This is a genomic window from Streptomyces sp. NPDC086519 (assembly GCF_040686075.1).
Taxonomy (GTDB): Bacteria; Actinomycetota; Actinomycetes; order Streptomycetales; family Streptomycetaceae; genus Streptomyces; species Streptomyces shenzhenensis.
The window spans coordinates 120,855-145,899 of the sequence record NZ_JBFBJL010000009.1 but is presented as its reverse complement, the minus strand read 5'-3'; the positions used below and the strand labels follow the sequence as shown (position 1 = coordinate 145,899).

The following is a 25,045-nucleotide window of genomic DNA, read 5'->3' as shown; positions in this document are numbered from 1 at the left end:
CACGTCACGCGGCGACCGGCTCCCCGGCCAGCAGCCGCCTGATGTCCCGTACGGCGTCGCGCCCCGCGCGGTTGGCGCCGACGGTGCTGGCGGACGGGCCGTAGCCGACCAGGTGGACGCGCGGATCGGCGACCGCGCGGGTCCCCTCGACCTTGATCCCGCCGCCCGGCTCGCGCAGCCGCAGCGGCGCCAGATGTTCCAGGGCCGCGCGGAAACCGGTGGCCCAGAGGATGACGTCGGCGTCGACGCGCCGCCCGTCGTTCCACTCCACGCCGTCGGGGGTGATCCGGTCGAACATCGGCTGCCGGTCCAGGACGCCGTCCTCGAGGCCCTGCCGGATCGCGTCGTTCAGAGGCAGCCCGGTGACCGAGACCACACTCCGCGGCGGCAGCCCCTGCCGTACCCGCTCCTCCACCAGCGCCACCGCGGCCCGGCCCGCGTCCTCGTCGAAGGGCCCCTCGCGGAAGACCGGCGGCCGCCGGGTGACCCAGGTGGTGGCGGCCGCGTACGGGGCCAGTTCCAGCAGATGCTGGGTGCCGGAGGCGCCGCCGCCGACCACCACCACCCGCCGGCCGGTGAACTCCTCGGGACCGGCGTACTGCGCGGTGTGCAACTGCCGTCCGCGGAAGGTCTCCTGGCCCGGGTAGCGCGGCCAGAACGGCCGGTCCCAGGTGCCGGTGGCGTTGATCAGCGCCCGCGTCGACCAGTAGCCGTGATCGGTCGCCACCAGCAGCCGGCCGCCCTCGCCCTCGCGCACCGCGCGGACGTCGACGGGCCGGTGCACCCGCAGGCCGAAGGTGCGCTCGTAGTCCGCGAAGTACTCACCGATGACCTCGGCGGACGGCCGCGCCGGGTCGGCGCCGGTCAGTTCCATGCCCGGGAGCGCGTGCATCCCGTGGACCTTGCCGTACGTCAGGGACGGCCACCGGAACTGCCAGGCGCCGCCGGGCGCGGGGGAGTGGTCGAGCACCACGAAGTCACGCTCCGGCTCGAAGCCGGTACGCCGCAGGTGGTAGGCGCTGGACAGACCGGCCTGACCGGCGCCGATGACGACTACCTCGACCTCACGCGCATTGTTCACGCTTCTACCAACACTGGGGACGGCCGTGGATCTTCCCGGGCCGGCCGCTCGTACGCCGGCCCGGCGCATGGGCCAGGATGGAGGCATGTCGGATGCCTTCACCACACGAGAACTCGATGTCGCCACGGGGAGCCGGGAACGGGTCGTCGACCTGACCGGCGACTGCGAGGCCTTCCTCCGCGAGGCGGCGGCCGGCCGGGACGGCCTGCTCAACATCTTCACGCCGCACGCCACGGCCGGCATCGCGGTCATCGAGACCGGCGCCGGCAGCGACGACGACCTGCTGGCCGCCCTGCACACCCTGCTCCCCGCCGACGACCGCTGGCAGCACCGGCACGGCAGCCCCGGCCACGGCCGTGACCACGTGCTCCCGGCGCTCGTTCCCCCGCACGCCACCCTCCCGGTGATCAACGGCCGCCTGGCACTGGGCACCTGGCAGTCGGTGTGCCTGGTCGACACCAACAAAGACAATCTCAACCGTCAGGTTCGGCTGAGCTTCCTGGCCTGAGCAGGATCGGCGTGGGCGTGGGCGCCATGTCTCCGTACCTTGCGTGTTCGAAACGGAGAAGCCTTGCGCGGTACGGACCTGAACATGATCGAACGCCCTGCGGCTGATGCGGGAAGTGCCCACCCGGCGTGCGACGCCTGCCACGGATGAAGCTCGCCACGTCGTCTCCGGAGCGGCAACGCGAGGACGTGCTGACCGCCGCTGCCTCTGCCGGGGCCACGTCATCGGCTGGGCCGACGACCGGGAGGTGCCGGGCCACCGACCCGATGCCCCCGCTCGCGTCGCCGACGGCGAGTCGGCCGGCCGCGTTGTCGCCGGCCTGGAGACGAAGCACGGCATCACCACCGCCACCCTCACCAAGGACCTCGCGATCACCGGCGCGAGCGACGGATTCCTTCCGCGTACCTTCCTCGTCGAGAAGGTACGAGAAGACCGACCCCACCCGGTACGAACGCGAGCTCAAGAAGAGCCGCAACCAGCTCGTCGCGGCCACCACGTGAGCCCGCGATCCGCTGCGCGTCGGCCACACCACGCCGTTCCAGTTCGGCCGGCGCTGGACTGCGGGTCTGTCAGGTGTGCGGAGCGGACAGATCCGCGTCACGCTCACGTCGTTTCGGCGCTGAGGGTCTGGGCGACGGACCGGTGGGCCGCGATGCGGGAGGGCAGGGCGTTCGGCGTCCGCGGCCATCACCACCACGTGCGAGGTGGAGCCCTTCGCCGAGAGCTTCGCGTAGTACTGGAGGTAAGGGGCGCTGTGGGCGGCGACCGCGGGGTCGCTGGTCAGCGCGGCCTGAGTGCGGGCCGTGGCGGCGGAGTTGCCGGGGGAGACCGCCACCACGTCCGGACCGGCCGTGACGGCACGGGTGTGGCGGAAGAGCGTCTCGGTCGCCCCGCCCCGTGACCCGCCCAGGGCCAGCATGCCGGTGGCGACCGTGAGGGAGAGGAGAAGTATCGCGGCCTGGCCGGGATGGCGGCGCAGGTCGGACCGGACGAGGCGGAACACGAGCAGGATGCGGCCCATGACGGTCAGCCCTCCCACCCGTGAACGCCGTCCACCGGCTGCCCGCGGTCCGCCATCCAGGTGTCGTCGACGAGTCTGCCGTCACGCATCGACACGAGCCGGTCCGCATTGGCCGCGACCCGCTCGTCGTGTGTGACGATCACGAGGGTCTGCCCCGCGGCACGCAGGTCCTCGAAGAGCCGCAGCACGTCGAGGGTGGCCGCGGTGTCCAGGCAGTGCCGAGTTCTCTCAGGACGCCGCGTCGAGCAGATCGACGGCGCTCTGCTGGCGGGCGGCGTCCGTCTGGTCGAGCGGCCCGTACCAGTGCAGCCCGTACTGGTCGAGGGCGTTGCGGTCGCTCGCGTAGGCGCGGTCCGCCTGGCGCTTGAGGTAGGCGGTGTAAGGGTGGTCCGGCAGCACGGAGTTGAGCCTGCCGAGGCCGCGTATGTCGGCGCCCTTGAAGGACGGCCCGTCGGCTCCGCAGTCACCGCTCTCGCACGGATCGCGCAGGATGCCGTCGGAGGTGTGGAGCAGGGAGGTCGTGGTGGCGGCGTCGGCGATCTGCCGGGCGTCGGTGAGCAGCCCGCCGTCGCCTGTGGCCCGGTACAGCTCGGCGAGGGCGCCGAGGAGGACGCCCTGGTTGTACGACCAGACGGCCTGCCCGTTGTTGCCGCAGGTGGACAGGTCGATACCGTCGTTGACCAGGTGCGCGCCGTTGACCATGCCGGTGCCCTGGAACCAGGACCAGCCGGCCCGGGCCCGGCCGAGGTACGTCGTGTCCCCCTGGACGCGGTTGTGGAGAGCGGCGTTGAGCTGGATGTAGAGGGAGTTGGCGATCGCGTTCTTGTAGGTCTTCGCCGTGCTCCACCACACTCCGCCGCCGCAGGTGCCGTCCCAGTAGGCGGCCATGTGGTCGGCGTCCGCGCGGGCGGTGTCCAGGTAGCGGCTGTCGCCGGTCAGGTCGTAGGCGGCCACCCAGGCGAGGCCCCACCAGCCGGTGTCGTCGAGGTAGTCGTTGCGGAACTGGCCGCCCTGCGCGTTGACGTTCAGGTCGTAGGTGCGGGCGATCGCGTACCGGTAACTGCCCATGCCCGTCACGCGGATGTTGTCGATGACCGCGGTCAGGGCGTTCGCGGAGTTCCACCAGCCGGTGGTGTCGAACAGGCCGGTTCCGTAGTCGTAGAAGGTCATCAGGCCGGTGGCCGCGGCGGTGCGCGGCTCGCCCGCGTTCCAGGTGGTGCGGGCCCAGGGGGTGCACGCGATCTCGGCGCGGTCCCCGGCCTTTCCGCAGGCGCGCAGGGCGCCGACGCCGAGGTTGTTCCAGTCGTCCACGTTGTACATGAGCGTGCGCCAGCCGCGCTGACCGGTGGGCACGCTGGTGTCGCCCAGTCTGCTGCCCGAGCTCCAGGTGCGGCCGCCGTCGAAGGAACGGTCGAGCCACACCTCGTCGCCCGGGTTGCCGTTGTCGATGGCCGCCCAGCCCATGGCGTCGGCGTCGTCGAAGTGCAGGACGACCGACCGGGAGTAGATGCTCGCGGTGACCGGTGCGCGGTCACCCGGGGAGAGCGCGGGGTCCCGGGTGTCGCAGTACTTGTTGCAGATGACGGCCGCCGCGGTGGTGCCGGCGGCCGCTGCCGGGGGCGTGAGGAGGACGAGGACGGTGAACAGGGCGGTAGCGAGTGCCGCCGCCGGTCGGCGCAGGGAGCGGCTTCTCGGACTGCGCGCGGAGGACATGGCAACTCCCTGCTTCGAGGGACGGATGTGAGAGCGCTCTCGGAACGTAGGGAAGGGAAGGGGAAGCGTCAATGTCGCTCACGGGTAAGGACGTTGCACCCGGATCCGGATCGAGGTGCACTCAGGTCTGCACTAAAGGGCACCCGCGAGCACCTCCGCGGCGGCCACCCCGGAGGCGGCCGTGGCGCCGTGCGTGAAGATCTGGGCGGCCGAGGGGACGACGGTGCCCGGCAGGCCCATCTCCACGACGATCGCGTCGGGACGGGCGGCGACGAGTTCCGCGAGGGCCTGTGCCATCCAAGCGTGCCGGGCGGCGTCGCGCACCACCACGACCAGGGGCCGTCCCGAGGCGGGCGCGAGCGCCCGCGTCTCCAGGATGCCGGCGCGGGAGAGCAGTTCCTCGCGGCTCACCCGGACGGAGGTGGTCCCGGGCAGCCGCTCGCCCAGCGGGGCGGCCACGCCCCACGGGGTCTCCTTGCCGATGGCCAGGTTGGTGGCGGGCACCAGTTCCACCACGTGCGGTGCGTTGACCAGGGGCAGGGCGTGCCGTACGGCTCCGGCCAGCCGGATGGCGCGGCGGGCCGCCGTGAAGCCGATGCCGTCGGCGTCCCAGACGGCCGAGCCGGCCGGGCTGAGACCCCCCGACCAGGCCGCGAACTCCCGGACCCGCAGGCCGGCTTCGGCGAGCCGCTCCTCCGGCAGGCCGCCTGCCAGGACTGCGTCCGCGAGGGCGTTCACGAGCAGGGCGGTGGTGCCCTCGTCGGCGTTCTCACCGCCGACGCAGACCGCGTCGGCACCGGCGGCGACCGCCCTGACCGTGGCGCCGCCGATCCCGTAACGGCCGGTCACGGCACCCATCTCGATGGCGTCGGTGACGATGACGCCGTCGAACCCCAGCTCCTGACGGAGCAGTTCGTCCAGGATGCGGCGGCTCAGCGTGGCGGGCAGGTCCGGGTCGTAGGCCGGGACCAGCAGGTGGCCGCTCATCACCGCGCGGACGCCGGCGTCGATGGCGGCACGGAACGGTGGCAGGGCCTGCTCGGCGATCCGGGCGCGGTCGGCGTCGTAGACGGGCAGCCCGTGGTGGGAGTCGACGGCCACGTCACCGTGGCCGGGGAAGTGTTTGGCGCAGGCGGCGACACCGGCCGACTGGAGGCCGCGGATCCAGGCGCCGGTGTGCCGGGCCACCACCTCGGCGTCGACGCCGAAGGATCTGACGCCGATGATCGGGTTGTCGGGGTTGGAGTTCACGTCCGCGCTCGGTGCGTAGTCGAGGCTCACCCCGGCCGCGCGCAGCTGGCGGCCCAGGTCGGCGGCGACGGCCTCGGTGAGGTCGGCGTCATCGACGGTTCCGAGTGCGAAGTTGCCCGGCCGGGTGGAGCCGGTCGCCGACTCGATCCGGGTGACGTCGCCGGCCTCCTCGTCGATCGCGATGATCAACTCCGGGTTCTCCGCGCGTAGTCGATCGGTGAGACGGGCGACCTGTTCGGGCGTGACGATGTTCCGGGAGAAGAGCACGACCGAGGCCAGCCCGTCCCCGATCTCGCGCAGCACCCAGTCGGGGGCCTCGGTGCCCACGAACCCCGGCTGCAGGACGGAGCGCGCCAGTCGCCGCAACTCCTCGCTGTGCTTGGTGGAGACCATAGCGTGCACCCTCCTGTTGGTACAGACCAATGCGTCTCCGTCAGGCTAACCACTGGTGTCAAGTGGGCCCGGAGCGCGCCCTGTTGGCGAAACGCGCCCTCAACTGGGGTGTTTGACAGGATGAGTTGGTCTAGTCCAAGTTGGAGGTACGCGAGTTCGAAGAGGGGCTGGTGCGGCCCGTGGTGCAGTGACCCTGCCGGAACGGTCCCCGGTCCCTCACTCCGCGCAGTTGGCGACCCGGTCGGGCCGCCGGTACCTGAGATCGAGGTGTGGAGCACCGTATGCCCACGACTGACCGTTATCTCCATCGAGCCCCCTCGGACATCCCCTACTTCAGCTCGGACGGCGAGACCTATCTCGCCCAGACACCCCTGCGGGACCTGACCAAGACCCGCCCGCTGCGAGTCCTCTCCGAGGAGGACTTCGCCCACTGGCAGACGTACGGCTACGTGGTGGTGAAGCAGGCCGTCCCCGCCGCCGCGGCCCGCCGGCTGCTCGACTTCGCCTGGGAGTTCCAGGGACTGGACCCCGAGCGGCCGGAGACCTGGTACGAGGAGCGCGAGTACCGCTCCGACCTGGACCGGGATCTGCACATCTACGGCTTCGTCGAGGCCTACCACCACCAGCTCATCTGGGACAGCCGCCAGACCCGCCGGGTCTACGACGCGTTCGTCGACATCTGGGACTGCGAAGAGCTGTGGGTGACCCTCGACCGGCTCAACCTGAACCCGCCCAACATCAAGAACCGCGACCGGGCCCTGATCCCGGGCACGGAGGAGGGCTTCGACATCGAGCTGCACTGGGATGTCGACACCACGCTCGGCGTGCTGCCGCAGCGGGTCCAGGGGATCATCGCCCTGACCGACACCGGGCCGGAACTGGGCGGCTTCCAGTGCTGCCCCGAGCTGTTCAAGCGTTTCGACCAGTGGAAGGCGTTCCAGCCCGAGGACCGCGACCCGATCCGGCCGAGGATCGACCGTGCCGAGTTCCCCGTGGTGCGACCGGAACTGGAAGCCGGCGACCTGCTGATCTTCAACGGGCTGCTGGCCCACGGCGTGGCACCGAACACCTCCGAGCAGACAGTGCGCGCGGTCCAGTACCTGTCGATGATGCCGGCGCTGGAGTCCCACGAAACGCTGCGTCGTTCCCGGGTCGAGTCATGGCGGACCCTCGCCACGCCCGACTGGAACGCGACGCTGCTGGGCGACGCCACACGGCACGAGTCCCTGCGGTACGGGAGGGCCACCCTCGACGAACTCGGCGCCAGGCTGCTGGGCCTCACCTCCTGGGCCGGGGCGGACCTGGAGCAGCCGGCCGGAGAAGAGACATGCGCCGAATCTGCCTGACCCTGCCGACCAACAGGCCCTGCGCGGCCACGATCACCGCCGTCGCCGAGGAAGCGGCCTACGCCGTCAGGCACTTCGACGCCGAGGTGCACCTGCTGATCCTGGACTCCTGCGCCGCACCGGCCTACGCCGAGCACGCCGAGACCGTACGCCGGATACCGCCCCACCCGCGGATCGTCGTACACCACCTCGGCGAGGCGCGGCAGCGGGACTTCCTCCGGCGCGCGATCGACCGGTCCGGGGCCATGAAGCCCGACCTGCTCCTGGACCTGATGCTTCCGGCCGGCCTCTCCTACGGCGCCTGCACCAACCGCGCCTTCCTCCTCGCCGCCGCGCTCGGCTGCGAGTCCGTGCACCGCAGGGACTCCGACAGCCGCTACCAGGTCGTCGACGGCGAGCCCGTCTACCCCGTCCACCACGAACTGCTGTCACTCGGCGGGCCCGCGGCCGACGCCGCCCGCCACGTCACCGAGACCGCCCTCGCCGCCGACCGCATGAACCGGCCGGTGGCCATGGTCGGCAGCTCCTTCGTCGGCGAACTGTCCGTCGACATCGGGGAGATACTCCGGATCGACCCCGGCGTGTACCACGACATGGTCGGTCTGTGGGCGCCCATGGACTGGTCGCCCGAGCGGAAGCGGCAACTCGTCGACGAGTCCTTCCGCGGCGCCGGCACCGACACCTTCACCGCGGACCACTCCACACTGACCGTGGTCGACCCCATGCGCGTGGACATGTGCAACATCGCCTTCCACGGCGTGCACGAACACGTGCCCCTGCCGCCGGCGACCGACACGATCGGCAGCGACTACTTCCTGATCCACCTGGTCCACGACGCCGCGCTGCCCGGCGTCCTGCACAACCGGAACATCGTCAACTACTACACCGGCGAACGCCGGACCGACTCCGGGTTCACGGCCTACCACCTGCGCTTCGTCAAGTTCCTGCTGTCGATGCTCTACTTCAACTTCGTCTACGACCACATGGCCCGCGCGGAAACCGAGTTGCTCGACGCGCAGGGGCGGGTACGGGCATCCGTCGTGGCCCGGCTGGCGAGACAGAGCGCGGGGCTCGACCGGAGCGAGAACGTGCACCGGCTGGACGTCCTCGACACCGCCTACCGCGAACTCGGCGGCCGGTACGCCGAGTTCGCCGACGTCCTCGGCCCGCGCCGGGCCCGCCTCCTCGACGAGGCACGCGGCGACATCGAGGACTTCGCCCTGCTGACGGAGAGCTGGGAGCCGCTGGTCGGCGCGGCCCGCCGCAGTCACGTACCCCGGACTCCCGGGCAGCGGCCGTGACGGCGGCCATGGCCCGCGCCTCCACATCCCTGCTCGCCGCCCTGGCGGGCGCCACCGAGGACGGGATCTTCTTCGACTTGGCCGCAATCCAGCGCGGCTACGACACCCTGCGGCGCGAACTGCCGGGCGTCGACGTCAGGTTCGCCATGAAGTCCTGCCCGGTGGACGAGGTGCTCGCCTGCCTCGCGAGCAGAGGCGCGGGGGTCGACGGGGCGAGCCCCGGCGAACTGGAGCAGGCGGTCCGCGCCGGCGTGCCGGTCGGCAGGACCCACTACGGCAACACCGTCAAGTCCGACCGGGACATCGCCGACGCCCACCGCCTCGGCGTCCGGGACTTCGCGACCGACAGCGCCGAGGACCTGGCGGCCATCGCGGCCCACGCCCCCGGAGCCCGCGTCTTCTGCCGGCTGGCGACGAGCGGGGACGGGGCGCTGTGGGGCCTGAGCCACAAGTTCGGCTGCTCGCCCGCGGACGCGGTACGGATCCTTCAGGCGGCCCGGGAGGCGGGCCTGACACCCTCCGGACTGTCGGTGCACGTCGGCTCCCAGCAGATGACGGCCGACGCCTGGCACAGCGCCGTCGAGTGCCTGGCGGACGTCCTGACGGCCCTGGGCCGGCGCGGCATCGTCCTGGACCACGTCAACCTCGGCGGCGGTCTGCCGGCCCTCGGATATCTCGACCGGCACGGCCTGCCCCTGGATCCCCCGCTGGACAAGATCTTCGCCGTCATCCGCGAGGGCATGCGTCACCTCAGACAGGTTCACGGCGAGCACCTCGCGTTCGTCATGGAGCCGGGGCGCCACCTCGTCGCCGACCACGGGGCCGTCCGCGCCCAGGTGGCCCGCCTGGCCGAGCGGCGCCGGCCCGACGGCGAGCGGCAGCACTGGCTCTACCTGAGCTGCGGCAGGTTCAACGGGCTCTACGAGATGGACGCCTTGCAGTACCCCCTCGTCTTCCCCACCCACCCCGATGCCGAGTACGTCCCCGCCGTCGTGGCGGGGCCCACCTGCGACAGCGACGACGCCTACCCCCAGGGTCACGCCCTCGTCCACGTCCCCCGGGACCTGGCGTCCGGCGACCCCGTGTGGGTGCTCTCCAGCGGCGCCTACGCGCTCAGCTACACGACCCAGGGCTTCAACGGCTTCGCCCCGCTCCCGTACACCTGCGTCGAGGGAGGGCAGCCGTGAACGGCGACGGCGTGCGCGTACGCCACATCGCCGACGCCGACTGGGACGCCATCGCCGCGATGGAATCCCGGGCCTATGCGGATCTCGGCCTCTCGGAGGGACGGGCGGCCCTGCGCTCCAGGGCCGACGCCTCGCCGGAGACCTGTTTCGTCCTGGACGTCGGCTCCCAGCCGGCCGGATACCTGCTGGCACTGCCGTATCCGCCCTTCGGATACCCGGACCTCGAACGGGCGGAGGAACCCGCAACCCCCTCCCGCCCGCCGCGCAACCTGCACCTGCACGACATCGTCGTCGCGGAGCGGCTGCGCGGCAGGGGACTGGGCGGGCGCCTTCTCCACCACCTCACCCTGGCCGCCGCCGCACGCGGGTTCGAACGGATCTCGCTGATCGCCGTCGGCCGCAGCGAACCCTTCTGGTCGGCACGCGGGTTCACCGCGTACCCCGGCATCTCCCCGGACGGATACGGCGCGAACGCCGTCTACATGTCCCGTACGACGGCCGAGTCGACGAAGCGAGTTGATGTGCGTGTTCCCTGTCCGTGATCCCTTCCAGCGCAGCCGGCTGGCCATCGCCGCGCTGTTCTGCTCGCTCGGCTTCCAGTACGCCACCTGGGCCGCGCGGATCCCCGCCATCAAGGCGGACCTCGGGCTGACCGCGGCCGAGGTCGGGGTGCTGCTGATGGCGGCCGGCATCGGCGCCGTGGCCTCCTTCCCGCTGGTGCCGGTGCTCATGAGACGGCTGGGCTCCGCCCGGCTGGCCCTGCTGTCCGCCCTCTGCCTGACGCTGCTGCTCCTGGCGCTCGCGCTCGCTCCGGACTATCCGGTCGCCCTGCTGGTCATGGTCGCCGACGGGGTGGGCGTGGGGTGCCTGAACGTGGCCATGAACGCGCAGGGAACGGCACTGGAGACCCGGTACGCACGCAACACCATGGCCAGACTGCACGCGACGTTCAGCGCCGGCTCCCTGCTCGCCGCGCTGCTCGCCTCGGGCATGAACGCGGCCACCTCGTCCGTCGCGGCGCACTTCGGGGTGGCCGCCGTCGTCCTCGTCTCGCTGGCCGCCCTGGCACGCCCCGGTCTTCTCCAGGACGAGGCTCCCGCTCAGGAGAAGCAGAGCACGAGCCGCGCCGGATGGAGCCTTCCCTCCCGCATGACGCTCTGGATGTGCTGCGCCATGGCGTTCGGCACCGTGACCGAAGGCGCCATGAACGACTGGTCCGCCCTCTACCTGAGGGAAGTCGCCAAGGCGTCCGCGGAGTTGGCGCCGATGGGGATCGCCGTGGTCTCCGGCATGATGGTGGTGGCCCGCGTCTTCGCCGACGGCTGGCGCAGCCGCTGGGGCGACGGCCGCGTCGTTCTGCTCGGCAGCGCCCTCGCCGCGGCGGGGCTGGCCTTCGCCCTGCTCAGCGGGGGAGTGGCGGCGGCGCTCCTCGGGTTCGCCTGCGTCGGTCTCGGCTGTGCCGCGGTGACCCCGTGCGTCTACGTCGCCGCGGCGAAACAGGGCTCGCAGGCGCTGGCACTGGTCGCGGCCATGGGAACCACGGGCCTGCTGGCCGGCCCGCCGGTCATCGGCTTCGTGGCGAGTTCCAGCAGCCTGGTGTGGGGCCTCGCGGTGGTCGCGGCGGCGGCCCTGGTGGTCTCCCTGAGCAGCACGCGGATCCAGTGGACGCCGGTGAGCGGCTGACCGGCGCCGGTGCCGGTGCCGGGCGGGGCGGGCGCAGTGAATCGTTCGGCCGGCCGCGACGACCGGCCGCGACGGGTCACGCCGGTTTGCGCCATACCGAGATGTGCTTCGTGGAGTCCTGGGTGAAGGGAGAGCCGTCCCAGTCGGCCACCCGGTGCTCCAGCTGGAGGCCCGCGATCCGGGCCATCAGGTCCAGCTCCGCGGGCCACGCGTACCGGTGGCGGGAGGCGCCCCGGCGGTAGCGGCCGTCCTCGCCGTCACGGGTGAAGTGGTGCGAGACGAGGATCTGCTCGACCAGGTCGAAGGTGTCGAAGCCGAGGTGCCCGGCGGAGACGTCGAACGGCACCGCGACCTGGCCGGGGGGCAGCAGCCGCAGCGGCGGCACCCCCAGTTCGATCACGAACCGGCCGCCGGGCCGCAGATGCCGGGCCGCGTTGCGGAAGCACTCGACCTGCTCGTCCTGGGTGAGCAGGTTCGAGATCGTGTTGTAGACGAGATAGACGAGGGCGAACTCACCGGGCACGGTGGCCGTGGCCATGTCCCCGATCACGACCGGCAGGGTCTCCTCGTCGGTCTTTCGCCGCAGGACCGCCGCCATGTGCTCGGAGAACTCGATGCCCGCCACGGGCACGCCGCGCTCCCGGAGCGGGACACCGACCCGTCCCGTGCCGATGGCGAACTCCAACGCCCGGCCGTCTCCGGCGAGTTCGGCGAGGAAGTCGACGGTCGGTCCGAGCACCGCCGCCGAGGACAGCTCGGTCTCCTCGCCGTCGTAGCGTTCGGCTTCGGCTTGGCTCCACAGTTCACTGCTCGTCACGAACGGTCACTGTGCCGGGGGGACTGACACGCTGTCCACGGGATTTCCGGCCGCCGGCTCCCGGCCCCCTGCCGCCCGGCGTCCGATCCGGCGTCGGAACCGGACCCGACCGCTGGGCGTGCAGCACCGTGCTGAGGCGGTCACGGGTGCCGAGTGTGCGACAGATGCTCCGGTCACGCGGGCCGCCTGCGCGGGGGAGCGGCGGCCTGCAAACGGTCGTCGTCACGGCCGGTCATCCGCTCCAGGCGGCGGCGCACAGCATGCGGTCGACCTCGTCCATGTAGCGCGCCGCGGTCAGCCAGGCCCGGGCGAAGCGGCGGGTGTCCGCCGCCAGCAGACGGCCGAAGGCGTCACGCGAGCGTTCCGCCGCCGCGGCGAGCAGCTCGTCGAGGATGTCGCCGGCCGTGCCCAGACCGTGCCGGTGCAGACGGCGGGCATCGGCCGCGGAGTCACCCGGGAAGGCCAGCACGCGCCGCCCGCCCGAAGCCGACTGCTCGATCCGGCGGCGCAGCAGGTGCAGGGGCGCCTCGTCGGGCGTGAGTATCGCGTCGACCGGCGCGAGCGCGGGTGCCGGAGTCGGCAGATCCGCGTGCTGGAGCCGGTCCAGGCCCAGGTCGACACGGCTCCCGGCGGTGGTGGGGTGCTCGGTCGCGAGGAGCTGGGCACGGGCGTGCGAGGCCGCGGTGAGACGCGCGATCACCCGCAGCCGGCTGCCCCGTGCGGCGGCCAGCAGCCGCAGGTTGTCGCGGTGCGGGAGCGCCGGATGGTCGTGCGCCGCGGTCAGCCGCACCGGCACACCGCCGCAGTCGGCCAGCAGACCGTCACCCGCCGCCTCGCGCACCGCGCCGAGCAGCGTCACCTCCAGGAAGAGGAGATCGTGCCCGCCGCTCAGAGCGCGTCCGACCTGCTCGGCCACGGGCACCGCCCACAGCCGGTCCAGCGGCTCGGCCCGCCAGTCCGCGCCCGACGCGCGCACCGCCCGTACCCCCGCGCCCGCCCCCAGCCGGCCGGCCGGCGACACCGTCGCACCCGACACCGCGAGCCCCGCCCGCGCCAGCTCGCGGTGCGTCAGCGCCGTGTCCCCGACGCGTACGGCCCGGTCGGCGGCGCCCACCGCCCGGCCCGCGCCGCCCGGCGCCACGTCCGAGACCGTGTACAGCCGGCCCTCGGCGTCCGCGGTCCAGGTGACCGCGCCCGCATAGCCGCTCGCGGTGAGCACCGGCTCCGAGAACAGGCCGTACAGCCGCAGTGAACCGTCCGGCGTGTACGGCTGCCGTGCGGTGCCGCGCAGCCCCGCCAGTTCGGCGCCCGTGGCGAACGGGACGCGGTGGGCCACGAACAGGGCCTCCGACACGGCGCCGACGAGGTCGGTGAGCCGGAACGCCGGGTCGGCCGCACGGGCCGCGCGCAACGCGGTGACCACGGAGACCGCCGCCGCGGCCGCCCGGGGCAGACCCGCGAGGCGGGCGGAGTGCGCGGCACGCAGCAACTCCGCCTGCAAAACGGCTCCGGAACCGTCCGCACCGGCGTCGAGGACGGCGGCCACGGCGCCGAAAACGGCGTGGGCGGCGCTGTTTTGCGGGGGCGTCGCGGACTCTTCGGGTACGGGTACCGCACGGCCGCCCGAGACGCGCGACGGCTGTTCGGAGGGAGCGGTGGTCTGGGTGGGCCTGATGGTCTCGGTGGGTTTGACGGTCTTCGAGGGGGCGGTGGTCCCGGTGGGTTTGACGGTCGTTGAGGGGGCGGTGGTCTCGGTGGGCTTGGCGGTCGTTGAGGGCGCGGTGGTCTCGGCCGGCCCGGCGTCCCCGGCGCCCTCCGCCGTCCCCGCCCCTTCGGCGCCCTCCGCCGTCCCCGCCCCTCCGGCGGTCTCCGCGGTCCCCGTGCCTTCCGCGCTCTCCGCGCTCCCTGTCATGTCGGCCACCGGTGCCGCCGAAGCCGCCGCCGCGCGGTGCAGGCAGTCCGGGGCCAGCAGACAGCCGCAGCGGATGCCCGCCGTGTCGGCCACGACGCCCCCGGGAGCGTCGAGTTCGAGCACGGAGCCCTCGTCGTCGACGGTGATGCGCACGGTGTCGCCGTCCCGGACGACCGGCCGGTCCGTCAGCTTGGCGATGCCCGCGTCCAGCCGCTTGCGCAACCGGGGCGAGAGAGCCCCGACCAGCTCGGCGGTCACGGCCGGCGCGACAGCGGGCAGTTCCCGTTCCGTGTTCATGCGATCTTCTCCCCTACCCAGCGGGCGAGTTCGAGCGGGCTGAGGGCCGCGACCGGCATCCCGGCGGCGACCAGCTGTCCCGCGATCCCCGTGGAGTAACGGGGGCGCCCCGAGTCGTCGAGACTCGCGCAGCCCAGGACATGGCAGCCCGCCCCGACCAGCGCCCTGACCTCGGCGAGCAGCCCGCCGACCGGACGGCCCTCCTCGAAGTCGCTGACCACGACCACGAGCGTTCGGGACGGCACGGTCACCAGTTCGCGCGCGTGCCGCAGCCCGGCCGCGATATGGGTGCCGCCGCCGACGCTCACCTCCAGCAGCAGCGACAGCGGGTCGTCCACGTGCCCGGTGAGGTCGATCACCTCGGTGGAGAACGCCAGGAAGTGTGTGGACAGAGTCGGCACCCCGGCCAGCACCGAGGCGGTGAGCGCCGCCCAGATCGTCGACGCCTCCATGGACCCGGACACGTCCGTGACCAGGATCAGCCGCCAGTCGGCGGCGCGCCGGGCCCGGGTCCGGAAGACCGGGCGTTCCGGGATCACCCGGACCGTGCCGTCGGCTGCCCGGCGGGCGGTGGCCAGGTTGGCCCGCAGCGTACGCGGCAGGTCCAGGCCGCCGCCCGGCCGGCGGCTGGGCCGCGGCAGGGCGGTGCCGTGCAGCGCGGGGCGCAGCCGGGTCGCCAGCTCCCGGGTCAGCGCGTCCACCAGGCGCCGTACCAGCGGGCGCAGCGCCGCCAGCCGGGCCTCGGGCAGCCCGCCCGCGTGCCGCAGCACCGACCGCAGCAGGTCCACGGAGGGGCGCACGCTGTCCGGATCCAGCTCGGCCAGCACGTCCTGGCGGCCCGTTGCCGCGGCCGCCGCCAGCACCTCCTCCCGGATGCCCGGCCCGAACAGCGCCGCCAGCTCCTGCGACCACTCCCGCACCCCGGGATACGACGCCTCACGCCCCCCGCCCCGGCCGCCGCCGAGGTCACCACGGCTGCCCTCGCCGTGCCCGCGCCCGTACAGCTCGTCCAGCGCCGTGGCCAAGGCGCGAGCCCCCTCGGGGAGTTGACCGGCGCGGCGGCCGAGCAGCAGACGCCAGCGGTCGGCGGGGGCCAGCCGGTGGTCGGTCACGGCCACGGCGGCGCCGACCGGCTCGGGCTCCGGGTGAGCCCGCGGCGGGGTCAGCAGGCCCAGTGCGCGCAGGGTCTCGCGGGCGGTGAGGTCCGCGCGGGTCCAGGTGGCCAGCGCGGCCGGGTCGACCGCCCCGGTGTCGGCCACACGGTCGACGCCCAGACGTTCCTCGACTCCGGTCAGCAGACGCTCGCGGTCGGCCGGGCTCAGTGTGTCGAAACCTCCGCGCAGCGCCGGCAGCCGGTCCAGGAAGTCCCGGTCGGACAGTCCCGACACCCGGTCGACCAGGGGTTCCAACGCCGGTGCGGCCGCCTCCAGCAGCCGTCCGGCGGCCGTCAGCAGCCCCGTCAGCCGGGCGGTGAGCGCGGACCGGGACTCGGCATCGACCGCCCCGTCCACCCAGGAGGCGACCCGGCCGCCCAACGCCCCCGGCTCCTCCTGGCCCAGCAGCACGCGTACGGCGCCGGCGGCGCCCCGCATCAACGGGGAGCCGTCGGCGGCCAGCCGGGCCAGGGCGTCGGCGAGCCGGATCCCGCCCGACAGGTCGGCGCGGTGCGCGAGTTCGAGCAGGGCGCGGGCGTCGGCCGGGTCCTCGGAACCGGTCAGGCCGTCCACCTGGCGCACCGCGGCCGCGGTCAGCAGCTCGGCCACCGCGACGGCCCTGGCCGTACGGTCCTCGTCCGCGCCGAGACCGGCGATGTGGCCGTTCCGCAGCCGGTCCGACAGGGCCAGCCCGGCGAGGAGTTCAGGAAGGGTGCCGGTGTCCGGGAGCACCTCGGCGGTGTCGCCCAGCCGCTCCGCCACGAGGCCGTCCAGTCCGCAGTGCGCCGCCTGCTCCAGGCCGTCGAGCACCTGCGCCGCCGTCGGGCCGCCGGCGTCCCGCTCCGTGCGGCTCCGCTCGCGCAGCACGCCCTCGGCAGCCTGCGCGAGGGTGACCCCACGGATCCCGGCCGCCGTCAGCATCGCCGCGGTGGCCGGCGTCCAGCGCACCTCCCAGCGCGAGGTGAGGGCGTCCGCGCCGCCCGCGCCGGTCACGGCCCTGGGCTCGGCGTACGGCACGGAGCACAACGCCAGGCGGCGCAGCAGCAGTTCGCGGCGCCGGTCGAGATCCGAGCGGAGGGGGTCGAGCCGAAGGTCCCGGGCGGTGCCGGGGCCGCCGTCCGCGGGGCCGGGCAGGCCGAGTGCCGCGAGCTCGGCCTCGACGGCGGGGGCGAGACCGCTGCGGGGCGCGCCGGGCGCGGGGCGGCCGACGCGGGTGCCGACCAGGACGTTCTCCATCGCCCTGGCGACGGCTCGGCCCCGGCCGTAGGGCTCGCCCTGGGCCAGCACGGTCTGTGTCGCCTCGACCAACTCGCCGCGGCCCGCGGCGGGCAGGCCGCGGAGGCGGGCGAGGTCCGAGGCGAGGCGGGTGATCTCGCGGGCGTCGGCGGGGCCCGAGGGGTGGCCCGACGCACGGAGTTCGGCGCAGATGCGGACGGCCGCGCTGGTCAACGCGTGTTCCAGGGCAAGGGGATCTCCCGCTGTCTCCAGGACCAGGTGCTGCCATTCGGGGTCGCGGATGCCGGCCGGGTAGCCGGAACGCTCGTCCAGGAGGGCGTAGGTGTAGGGGATGAGGGAGGTTGTCCATTCGGGTGCGGGCCGGTGGGGACCGGTCGCGCCCACACGGTGGTAGCCGCACGTCGAATGCAGCCCCGCGTCCCTGGCGGGGCGCAGCAGTGCCGGAGCGTGGAAGGCGCCGACCACCACGGCAACCCGTTCATCGCGTGCCGTTGCTTCTGCCAGCCGGGAACGCATCCACTCCTCCCGCCGTAGATCCAGCTCCGACGCGCCCCCCTCCTGTCGCAATGCCCACCCCGTGAGCAGTGCTGCCCGGCGCACGGCCTCCGCCGTGGAACCGGGGGCGGCCGCCTCCACCAACCGGTCCCACAGGTCATCCCCCGGACGCCCCGTCAGCCGGGAGTGCAAGGCCTTCGAGAGACGACCGGACCGCTCTGCCACGGCCTCCTTCTCCCGCCACCCCCGGTCCGCCAGCGGCAGATCGCAGGCGACCACCGGCACCCCGCTCCGCTCCGCCCACCGCACCGCCGCCAGTTCCGGGGAGAAGTCGGCGAACGGATAGAACGCCGGGCCGCCGCTGCCGTCGCCCGGTGCCGCGGCGAGGGCCACGGGAGCCCGGGTCTCCTCGTGGGCCAGCCACGGCAGCCACTCCTGCAGCTCCGCGGGCAGTTCGACGAGCAGTACGTCCGGTCTCGCCGCGTCCAGCAGCGCCGGCACCGCGGCGGCGAGCGAGGGCGCGTGGTGCCGTACGCCGATCAGGTACGGCCCCGCCGGGTCGGTGAGCGCGGCGAGGGCCGCCTCGGGGGAGTCGGACACGACCGTCACGCCTCCAGGACCGTGCGCAGGTCCCACAGCGTGCGCCAGGTCGCCGAACCCTGTTCGGCACGCCGCCGTACCGGACCGTCCCAGTAGCCGCGCAACCGGGCCGCGTCGGCGGGATCGTCCTTGCGTACGACGCCGAGGAGGTGGCCCGGGAGCAGGCCGAGGACGTCGCGGTCCCCGGGGAAGTAGGCCGCCGCCAGGGCCAGCGCGCCCGCCACCGACACCGCCTCCGCCGTGCTCATCACCGTGGACGGACGCTCCACCTCCCAGCCCTCCGCCGACCGTCCCTCGCGCAGATCACGGAACGCGGTGACCAGGGCCTCAAGGACGGCGTCGTCGACCTGGAAGGGCGCCCCGGCCCGCTCCACCGACGCCCGGGCCTGGCCGCGCACCAGCGCGGTCTCGGCGTCGAGGTCCGCGATCGGCCCCACGGTCTCGAAGTTGAAGCGCCGCTTGAGCGCGGCGGACATCTCCGAGACGCCCTTGTCCCGCAGGTTGGCCGTGGCGATGAGGGTGAAGCCGGGGGCCGCGTGGGCCAGCGCGTCGTCGGTGCCCGCCAGTTCGGGTACCGCGATGCGCCGCTCGGACAGCAGCGAGACCAGGGCGTCCTGCACCTCGGGAAGGCAGCGGGTCACCTCCTCCACGCGTGCGACGGCACCCCGGGACATCGCGGTGAGGACCGGGGAGGGCACGAGCGCCTGGCGGCTCGGGCCCTGGGCGAGCAACAGGGCGTAGTTCCAGCCGTACTTGAGCTGGTCCTCCGTGGTGCCCGCGGTGCCCTGCACGACCAGGCCGCTGGTGCCGCACACCGCGGCCGACAGCAGCTCCGACAGCATCGACTTGGCGGTGCCGGGCTCGCCCACCAGCAGCAGCCCGCGCTCACCGGCGAGGGTCACCACGCAGCGCTCGACGAGGGCCCGGTCGCCGACGAACTTGCCCGCCACGACGAGTCGGCGCGGCACCCCCTCCGGCGCCACGGCGTCGCCGGGCAGCCGCAGCGCCTGGCCGCCGCTGCCCATGACGAACGTGACGACGGCCCTGGGCGTCAGGCGCCAGGCCGGCGGCCGCGGACCGGCGTCGTAGGCGGCGAGGAAGGCCAGTTCGGTGGCGTACCGGTCCTCGGGCGGGACGATCTGGCGGAGCGGAACGGTGCTGACGGTCATCGACGGTCGTCCTTCACGGCGGTTCGGGCGGTGGTGCGGATCGTGGTCATCGGCGGCGGCCGCCGCGGGTCGCCCGCGTGGTCAGCTGCTCGTACCCGGGGGTGTCCCCGGCGCGTACGCGCTCCCAGGCCCGGGCGAACAGCTCGCGCACCGGGACCAGCGGGAGGGTCCGGTCGCCGTCGGAGACCGGGTAGAGGGCCTCCTTCCAGGTCTCCGACGGCAGGGCCGGCGCCCTGAGGTCGCGCCAGCCGCCGGGCAGGAAGAGGGTGCGGCCGGCGCGCGGGCGCTTCGCCTCGACGACCAGACCGGTCGCCGCCAGTTCGGCGCGCGCCTTCTTGATCCGGGCGGGCTTCCAGCCGGTCCAGCGCGCACAGTTGCGGTCGGTCGGGTCGGGCAGCGCCAGCAGCTGGAGGTAGAGCGCCGCCGCGTCCGCGCCGAGACCGTGCGCCTCGGCGACCTCCGCGACCAGCGCGGGCACGCTGACCGACGGGTCCTGGGCGTACCCTTCGGGCCCCTCGGCCGTGAGGGCACGGGCGAGGTCGTCGCCGAGCAGTGTCCGCACGGCCCGCAGCCGGGACGCGCGCCCCGCGCCCAGCAGGCCCTCCAGGAGCCCGAAGACCGGGTCCTCGGCCCCGCTCAGCGCCGCCGGCCGCAGCAGCACATGCTCCATGTCCTGGTACCAGGGGCACAGCACCAGCGCGTCACCGGCCCTCGTCACCCCGTGCGCGTCGCCCCCGCCGGTCTCGGGCAGACCGAAGACCGTGCGCAGTCGCCCGCAGGTCGGGTCGCCCTTCTCCGTCCAGTCCAGGTTCAGGTCGAGCAGCAGCTCGGGGTCGGTCAGCCGGCGGCGCAGCGCGCCGAGCCCCTCCGTCAGCCCGGCCCGCAGCGGATGCCCGTACGGCAGCACGTACGCCAGCGCCGCCAGGCTCTGCACCGCCCCGGCCAGCGCGTACGAACCGGGCACCGCCGACGGGTCGGCGGGCGTGAAGTCGCCGTCGTCGTCGGGCCGGAACACCGTGGTGCGCGCGAGCCAGGGCGTGCGGGCGGGGTTGAGCACGGCCTCGGCGTGGTCGACGCCCATGCCGGCGAGATCGGTGCTGAGGTCCTCCGGCAGGCGCACCAGGGTGCCGAGCCGCTCGGCCCACAGCCGGCCCGCGGCGGCCGTGTCGGGGCCGGTCGTCCAGAGCCCGGCCGGGTCGTCCGGCAGCAGCGCGCCGAGAAGCGCCCGCTGCTCGTCCTGGCCCAGGGAATTCAACAGCTGTGCACCGAAGGTCTGTTGGCGGGGTTTGAGGCCGACGACCGCGAGCCCCTCGGCACCGGGGGCGTGCGGGTGGCCGGCCAGCAGCACGGTGGCCTGCACGGGACCGAGCGCTCCGTTCGTCGCGGTCACCAGCGCCTCGGGGGCCTCGGGCCGCCAGGGTGCGGCGCCCTTCTCCCGGATCAGCCGGGTCAGTTCGGCCAGCCGGTCAGCCGGCATCCCGGCGGGGTAGCGGGTCTCCCGGACCAGCGTGAAGTGCCCGACGGCACCGAACGTCCCGGACGGGTCGTGGTCCAGCGCCAGCCACTCGACCGCTCCCAGCCGGACGTCGACGCTCTGGCAGCCGAGCACCACCACCGTGCGACCGTCCCGGCGCAGCACCTGCCCCGCCCGCTGCTGCTTGTCGTGCGGCTCGCCGAGCACGACCACGCGCAGCGTGGTCCCGAGCGCGGGCAGCGGCCCCTCGGTCAGCGCCTCGAACAGCAGGAGCAGCGGCTCGCGCTGGACGTCGGTGAGGGCCGGTGAGCAGGCGCGGTAGGCGAGCGGCCGCAGCGCGCCCAGGACGGGCGGCCATTCCGCGCCGATGGCGGGGACGGTGTGCTCGTCGCTCTGCCAGCCGTCGCCCACGGGGGCGAGCCGCTCGGATTCCGGCAGCGGTCTGCCGTCGGCGGGCCTGCCGGACAGCACGTGGTTCACCGCGCGGATCTGGCGCAGCGCGGCCCAGCCGCCGTGCCACGCGCTCTGCAGGGACACGACCCCGGCCGTCGCGTCGGACAGCGCCCGGTCCTCGCCGTGCTGCGGGGAGTAGTCGGCGAACATGCCCTCGGTCCGCTGCCTGGGCTGCGGCGCCCGCTCCTGCGCGGGCCTGGCCAGGGACGCGGCGGTCTCTGCGCCCCGCAGCGCCGCGTGGACGAGGGCGGCGACACCGGCCAGCAGCCGCCGGTCGGTCAGTCCGGGCAGCGCCCGTGCCACCGCGGCCACGGTGACCTCGTCGGCGGTCGGCACCGCGGCCCTGGCCTTGTCGTCCCTGCCGGCGCGGGCCAGCGCCTGCCGCCGTTCGTCCAGAGCCGTCGCCGTGGCCCGCATCAGCTCACCGGCCGCCTCGTCGGTCAGGGCGCGCAGCACGGCCGAACCGCGCTCGTCCCGGGGGCGCAGCGCGTGCCAGAACGCGACCGGCGGCACCAGCCGGGTACCGGCCGCGTACGTCCCGCCCAACTCGCCGAAGGACACCCGCCCGAGCTCGGTGCCGTCGGCCGCGTGCAGGGTGACGCTCCGGTACGTCTGCGCGGCGATCGGCTCGGCCCCGCCCGGCAGCCGCAGCGCGCCCAGCGGCACCGCCGGCACCCGGCCGGTGCGGGCCGCCCGCAGGGTCGCCGTCCGCCCGTCCGGTGTACCGGCGGTCGTCCGCGCCTTTGCGTCCTCGCCCTCCGTGCGCACCCACCGCCCCAGGACCGTGCCGTCGGTGCCGAACGGGCTGTGCTCAAGGCCGGGTTGCAGCGGCAGCACCTCGCAGGAGTCGTGCAGCAGCGAGGTGTCCTCACGGACGGCCGACGCCAGCAGCGCGGGCAGCGAGGCACGCCCGTGCTCTCCGCTCGCCGGGTCGTACTCCAGCCACAGCGACTGCCGGCCCTGCCTGCCCTGACGCCAGTACGTGGTGCCGTCGCCCAGCACCGGGCGGCTCGGCGGCAGGACCGTGTCCCCGGCGTGCAGGGTGCGGCCGCCCGTGGCCCGGCCGCCGCCGGGCAGCGGGATCGAGGCGTTGGCCGCGTCCATGCCGGACCACCAGCCGGTGATCTGCTCACCGCCGAGCGCGACCACCTCGGACGGCCGGTTCGACCAGTAGCCGTGCTGCTTCGCACCGTCCCGCCACATCACCAGCAACTCGCCGTCGGCGTACCGGAACCGGGGCCGCTGCCAGCGGTCCAGGTCGGCGGGCAGCCGCAGGTCGTGGGTGAGCAGGATCCCCTCGGGGCCGACGACGACCGCCTTGTGACCGCGCGCCACGATCAGCGCGGGCCACGCCTCGGTCACCGACAGCTCGTTGTCCCGGTCCCCGCGCACCTCGGCGTCGAGCAGCTCCAGCGCCTCCTCCAGCGCGGGCCAGCCCAGTTCGTCCAGGATCCCGGCGCGCAGTGTACGGCCGAGGACCGGGACGATGTCGTACTCGGTCAGCCCGCGGACGGCCTGCGGGCTCTCCCGCACCACCTCCCGGAAGGGGCGCAGCCGCTCCAGCCCGGCCTCGACCCCGGGCAGTCCGGTGCCGGCGGCGAACTCCGCGGTCGTCTCGCGCAGCCACTCGCGCAGCACGTCGCCGAGCACCGGATGCGCGGCCGCCTGGGGGAGCTCCGCGGTCCCCTGCCCCCGCCCGAGCCCCTCGACGGCGCCGGACAGCAGCGCGCGGTAACGGGATTCGGCGGCGACGGCCTTCAGGTCGCGCCTGCCGGGCCGCTGGTCGCGCAGCCAGCCGGCCAGCGGCAGGTACACATGGGTGTCCGGGGCGGGTACGGCCAAGGCGATGCCCTCCGCCACGCACAGGTCCAGCAGGTCGAGGTCCGCCCCCGCCTGCCAGCGCCCGGCGAAGAGGTCGACGGGCCGCCCGGCCGCCCGCAACCGGGACGCCATCCGTTCCACCAGCGCCAGCGTGGCGGGGGAGCGGTGCGAGTACGCGGCGCCGTGTTTACGGTGCTGGGCCCACCGGCTGAGCCAGTCCGCCGCGTCGACCTCCCCGCCGCCGTCCTCGGTGAGCAGCAGGTCCGCCCCGCACTCCGCGAGCAGCGTCAGCCAGAACTCGTCGTCCTCCACCTTCCGGCCCAGGCCGGCCGGCATGATCTCCAGCAGCCGTACCCGGATCTCGGGCCGTCGTTCGACGAGGACCGGCAGCACGCTCCGGTAGGCGTTCCAGAAGGAGGCGGGCGCCCGGACGGCGGCCGGGGACGCCAGCAGGTCGGCGACCAGGGCGCACTCCTCGGTGACCCGGTCGAGCCCCGCCGCCTTGATCAGCCCGCGTGCGTCCTGCGGCAGCGAGGCGTACGGCGGCATTCCGGCCGCGCAGCGCTCCACCGTCAGCTGCCGGAACTGCGCCCAGGCGGTGGCCGGTTCGAGGCGCCGCGCGAGGTCCTTCACATACTCCTTTAGCGCCTTGACGGTGAGCGCCCCGGCGAAGGCGAACTCCAGGAACACCGCCCGCCGGCGCTCCTCGTCCACCGTCAGTGCGTGCACCCGCTCGGCCTCGCGGGCCTTGCCGAAGAAGGCGGCCGCGTACGTCGTGTTCTCGTGCTGGAGGAAGACCCGCGCGGCCTGTTCGTAGAAGGTCGGCAGGAAGTGCGGGACCGCGCGGCCGAGCCGTTCGCCGAGCGCCTCGAAGCCCTCCTTCGCGTTGCCCGGCTTGGACTTGGCCTGCCGGGCCAGCCGCTCGACGTCCTTCACCAGGGCGAGGGCGTGGTGGCCGTTGGCCGGGTCGTGCACCAGCGCCCAGGCCGGGAAGCCCAGGGTCTCCCGGCGCACCTGACCGACCTCGGGCGCCTCCGGCTCGCGGGCCAGACCGAGGAACTCCAGCGCCAGGTCCTCGGCCTCGCCGAGGGTGCCCGGCACCAGCCGCACCACCGGGCGGCCGTCCAGGGCGGGGTGCGTGTACGTCCGCGCGGTCAGGACGTCGGCGTCCTCCCGCGCGGTCGAGCCCGGGGGCAGGACCGCGCCGGCGTCGAGCAGTGCGGCCGTGGTGGTGTCGTCGTAGGTGGTCATGCCGCCCGCTCCTCGTCCTCGATGTCCCGCCCGGCGTACAGCGCCGCCGCCATCCGCATCCCCTCCGACCAGGCGACCGGGCCGACCTGACCCAGCCTCAGCGTGCGGCCCGCCGGATCGGTCCACACCAGCGGGCCGGTCTCGGTCTCGAAGTAGCTGTCGTAGTCGCCGATCCAGACCCGGGCCTCGACCCCGCGGCCCTCCTCCAGTACGGAGCAGACCGCGTATCCGCCGCGCACGCGGTACCCCAGCTGCGTGGCCCTGCCGTGCAGGAACCGCAGCTCCTTGAAGACCCCGCCCGCGTACTCCTCGATCTGCGTGCCCTCGGCGTCCAGCGCGGCCGGGCGGTGCCAGACCTCGCGGAAGAGCTGCTGGGCGCGCTGCTCGACGCCGAGTTCCACGGCGAACTCCCGCAGCTCCGCCAGGTCTTCGAGGAGCACCGGGTGCGGCAGCCGGACCAGTCCGGGGGCGATGCGCACGGTGTCGCCGTCGAGGTCGACCAGGCCGAGGCCGCGTCCGGCGTCGGCGTCCCGCAGGAACCCGGCGACCTCGCCGTCGGCGCCGGTGACCACCAGGTCGCGCAGGGCCGCCTGCCAGGCGGGGTCCGGCCACACCCGCGTCAGCACGGCGAGCGGCACCGGAAGCGAACGGGTCATCCACCGCTCCACGTCGGCCAGGCACTGCCGTTCGTGCCGCTCCAGCCACTCGGCGAGCTGCCGCAGCCCCAGGACGGCCGGATCGTCCGCCAACTTCGCGGGCACGGACTTCAGCCGCCGCCCAGCCGCGTTGCGGCAGACCACCTTCCCGTCGTCCAGGGCCACCTCGTACTCCCCGGCCGTCACCCACCCCATGCGTGCCTCCCCGCACCGCAGTGATCAACTG

At 74.1% G+C, this 25,045-nt stretch carries 15 protein-coding genes and 1 pseudogene; 6 read left to right on the top strand and 10 right to left on the bottom strand.

Features of this window, described 5'->3' with window-relative positions; translation table 11 throughout:
* Window positions 1-4: 4 nt before the first annotated feature.
* Window positions 5-1,081, bottom strand: coding sequence for an NAD(P)-binding domain-containing protein (locus tag AB0P24_RS11765; RefSeq protein WP_365792716.1), 1,077 nt, complete (start codon window positions 1,079-1,081; stop codon window positions 5-7).
* Window positions 1,082-1,166: 85 nt separating this feature from the next.
* Here AB0P24_RS11765 and AB0P24_RS11760 point away from each other — a divergent pair, with 85 nt between their 5' ends.
* Window positions 1,167-1,589 carry a secondary thiamine-phosphate synthase enzyme YjbQ gene (locus AB0P24_RS11760; RefSeq protein WP_365792714.1) on the top strand — a complete coding sequence of 141 codons (423 nt, stop codon included), beginning with the start codon at window positions 1,167-1,169 and terminating at the stop codon, window positions 1,587-1,589.
* Between the two features lie 1,026 nt (window positions 1,590-2,615).
* Here AB0P24_RS11760 and AB0P24_RS11755 read toward each other — a convergent pair.
* The 3 genes and pseudogenes from AB0P24_RS11755 to AB0P24_RS11745 form a co-directional block, all read right to left on the bottom strand.
* A pseudogene (locus AB0P24_RS11755) lies at window positions 2,616-2,822 on the bottom strand (ABC transporter ATP-binding protein); the annotation flags it as partial.
* A gap of 16 nt (window positions 2,823-2,838) precedes the next feature.
* The gene (locus AB0P24_RS11750; protein ID WP_365792712.1) at window positions 2,839-4,323 is read right to left on the bottom strand and encodes a glycoside hydrolase family 76 protein; all 1,485 of its coding nucleotides are present in this window, start codon (window positions 4,321-4,323) and stop codon (window positions 2,839-2,841) included.
* A gap of 132 nt (window positions 4,324-4,455) precedes the next feature.
* Window positions 4,456-5,967 carry a glycoside hydrolase family 3 protein gene (locus AB0P24_RS11745; protein WP_365792710.1) on the bottom strand — a complete coding sequence of 504 codons (1,512 nt, stop codon included), beginning with the start codon at window positions 5,965-5,967 and terminating at the stop codon, window positions 4,456-4,458.
* 281 nt (window positions 5,968-6,248) lie between these two features.
* Here AB0P24_RS11745 and AB0P24_RS11740 point away from each other — a divergent pair, with 281 nt between their 5' ends.
* From AB0P24_RS11740 to AB0P24_RS11720, 5 genes are read left to right on the top strand one after another with little or no spacing between them, the layout of a single operon-like run.
* Window positions 6,249-7,313, top strand: coding sequence for a phytanoyl-CoA dioxygenase family protein (locus AB0P24_RS11740; RefSeq protein WP_365792709.1), 1,065 nt, complete (start codon window positions 6,249-6,251; stop codon window positions 7,311-7,313).
* Complete coding sequence (locus AB0P24_RS11735) at window positions 7,295-8,614, top strand: DUF6271 family protein (RefSeq protein ID WP_365792707.1); 1,320 nt, start codon at window positions 7,295-7,297, stop codon at window positions 8,612-8,614. The genes AB0P24_RS11740 and AB0P24_RS11735 overlap by 19 nt, the downstream gene beginning before the upstream one ends.
* An 8-nt stretch (window positions 8,615-8,622) precedes the next feature.
* Window positions 8,623-9,801 (top strand): type III PLP-dependent enzyme, encoded by a 1,179-nt coding sequence (locus tag AB0P24_RS11730; RefSeq protein ID WP_365792821.1) that lies wholly within the window; start codon window positions 8,623-8,625, stop codon window positions 9,799-9,801.
* A 59-nt stretch (window positions 9,802-9,860) separates the two neighbouring features.
* Complete coding sequence (locus tag AB0P24_RS11725; protein ID WP_365792819.1) at window positions 9,861-10,343, top strand: GNAT family N-acetyltransferase; 483 nt, start codon at window positions 9,861-9,863, stop codon at window positions 10,341-10,343.
* On the top strand, window positions 10,321-11,484 hold the full coding sequence (locus AB0P24_RS11720) for an MFS transporter (RefSeq protein ID WP_365792705.1): 1,164 nt from the start codon (window positions 10,321-10,323) through the stop codon (window positions 11,482-11,484). The genes AB0P24_RS11725 and AB0P24_RS11720 overlap by 23 nt, the downstream gene beginning before the upstream one ends.
* 76 nt (window positions 11,485-11,560) lie before the next feature.
* On the opposite strand, the gene AB0P24_RS11715 is transcribed toward AB0P24_RS11720, so the two are convergent.
* The 6 genes from AB0P24_RS11715 to AB0P24_RS11690 all read right to left on the bottom strand — a co-directional run bounded on the left by AB0P24_RS11715 (window position 11,561) and on the right by AB0P24_RS11690 (window position 25,014).
* On the bottom strand, window positions 11,561-12,301 hold the full coding sequence (locus AB0P24_RS11715) for a class I SAM-dependent methyltransferase (protein WP_365792703.1): 741 nt from the start codon (window positions 12,299-12,301) through the stop codon (window positions 11,561-11,563).
* A gap of 232 nt (window positions 12,302-12,533) precedes the next feature.
* Window positions 12,534-14,510 carry a hypothetical protein gene (locus tag AB0P24_RS11710; RefSeq protein ID WP_365792701.1) on the bottom strand — a complete coding sequence of 659 codons (1,977 nt, stop codon included), beginning with the start codon at window positions 14,508-14,510 and terminating at the stop codon, window positions 12,534-12,536.
* Window positions 14,507-17,995: a DUF5682 family protein gene (locus AB0P24_RS11705; protein WP_365792699.1), complete on the bottom strand. Its 3,489-nt coding sequence runs from the start codon at window positions 17,993-17,995 to the stop codon at window positions 14,507-14,509. Before AB0P24_RS11705 ends, AB0P24_RS11710 begins: the two co-directional genes overlap by 4 nt.
* Window positions 17,996-18,000: 5 nt before the next feature.
* Window positions 18,001-19,164: an AAA family ATPase gene (locus tag AB0P24_RS11700; protein ID WP_365792697.1), complete on the bottom strand. Its 1,164-nt coding sequence runs from the start codon at window positions 19,162-19,164 to the stop codon at window positions 18,001-18,003.
* A 46-nt stretch (window positions 19,165-19,210) separates the two neighbouring features.
* Entirely contained in the window at window positions 19,211-24,163 is a 4,953-nt protein-coding gene (locus AB0P24_RS11695; protein WP_365792695.1) for a hypothetical protein, read from the bottom strand.
* The gene (locus AB0P24_RS11690) at window positions 24,160-25,014 is read right to left on the bottom strand and encodes a DUF4132 domain-containing protein (RefSeq protein ID WP_365792693.1); all 855 of its coding nucleotides are present in this window, start codon (window positions 25,012-25,014) and stop codon (window positions 24,160-24,162) included. The genes AB0P24_RS11695 and AB0P24_RS11690 overlap by 4 nt, the downstream gene beginning before the upstream one ends.
* Between the last annotated feature and the right edge of the window lie 31 nt (window positions 25,015-25,045).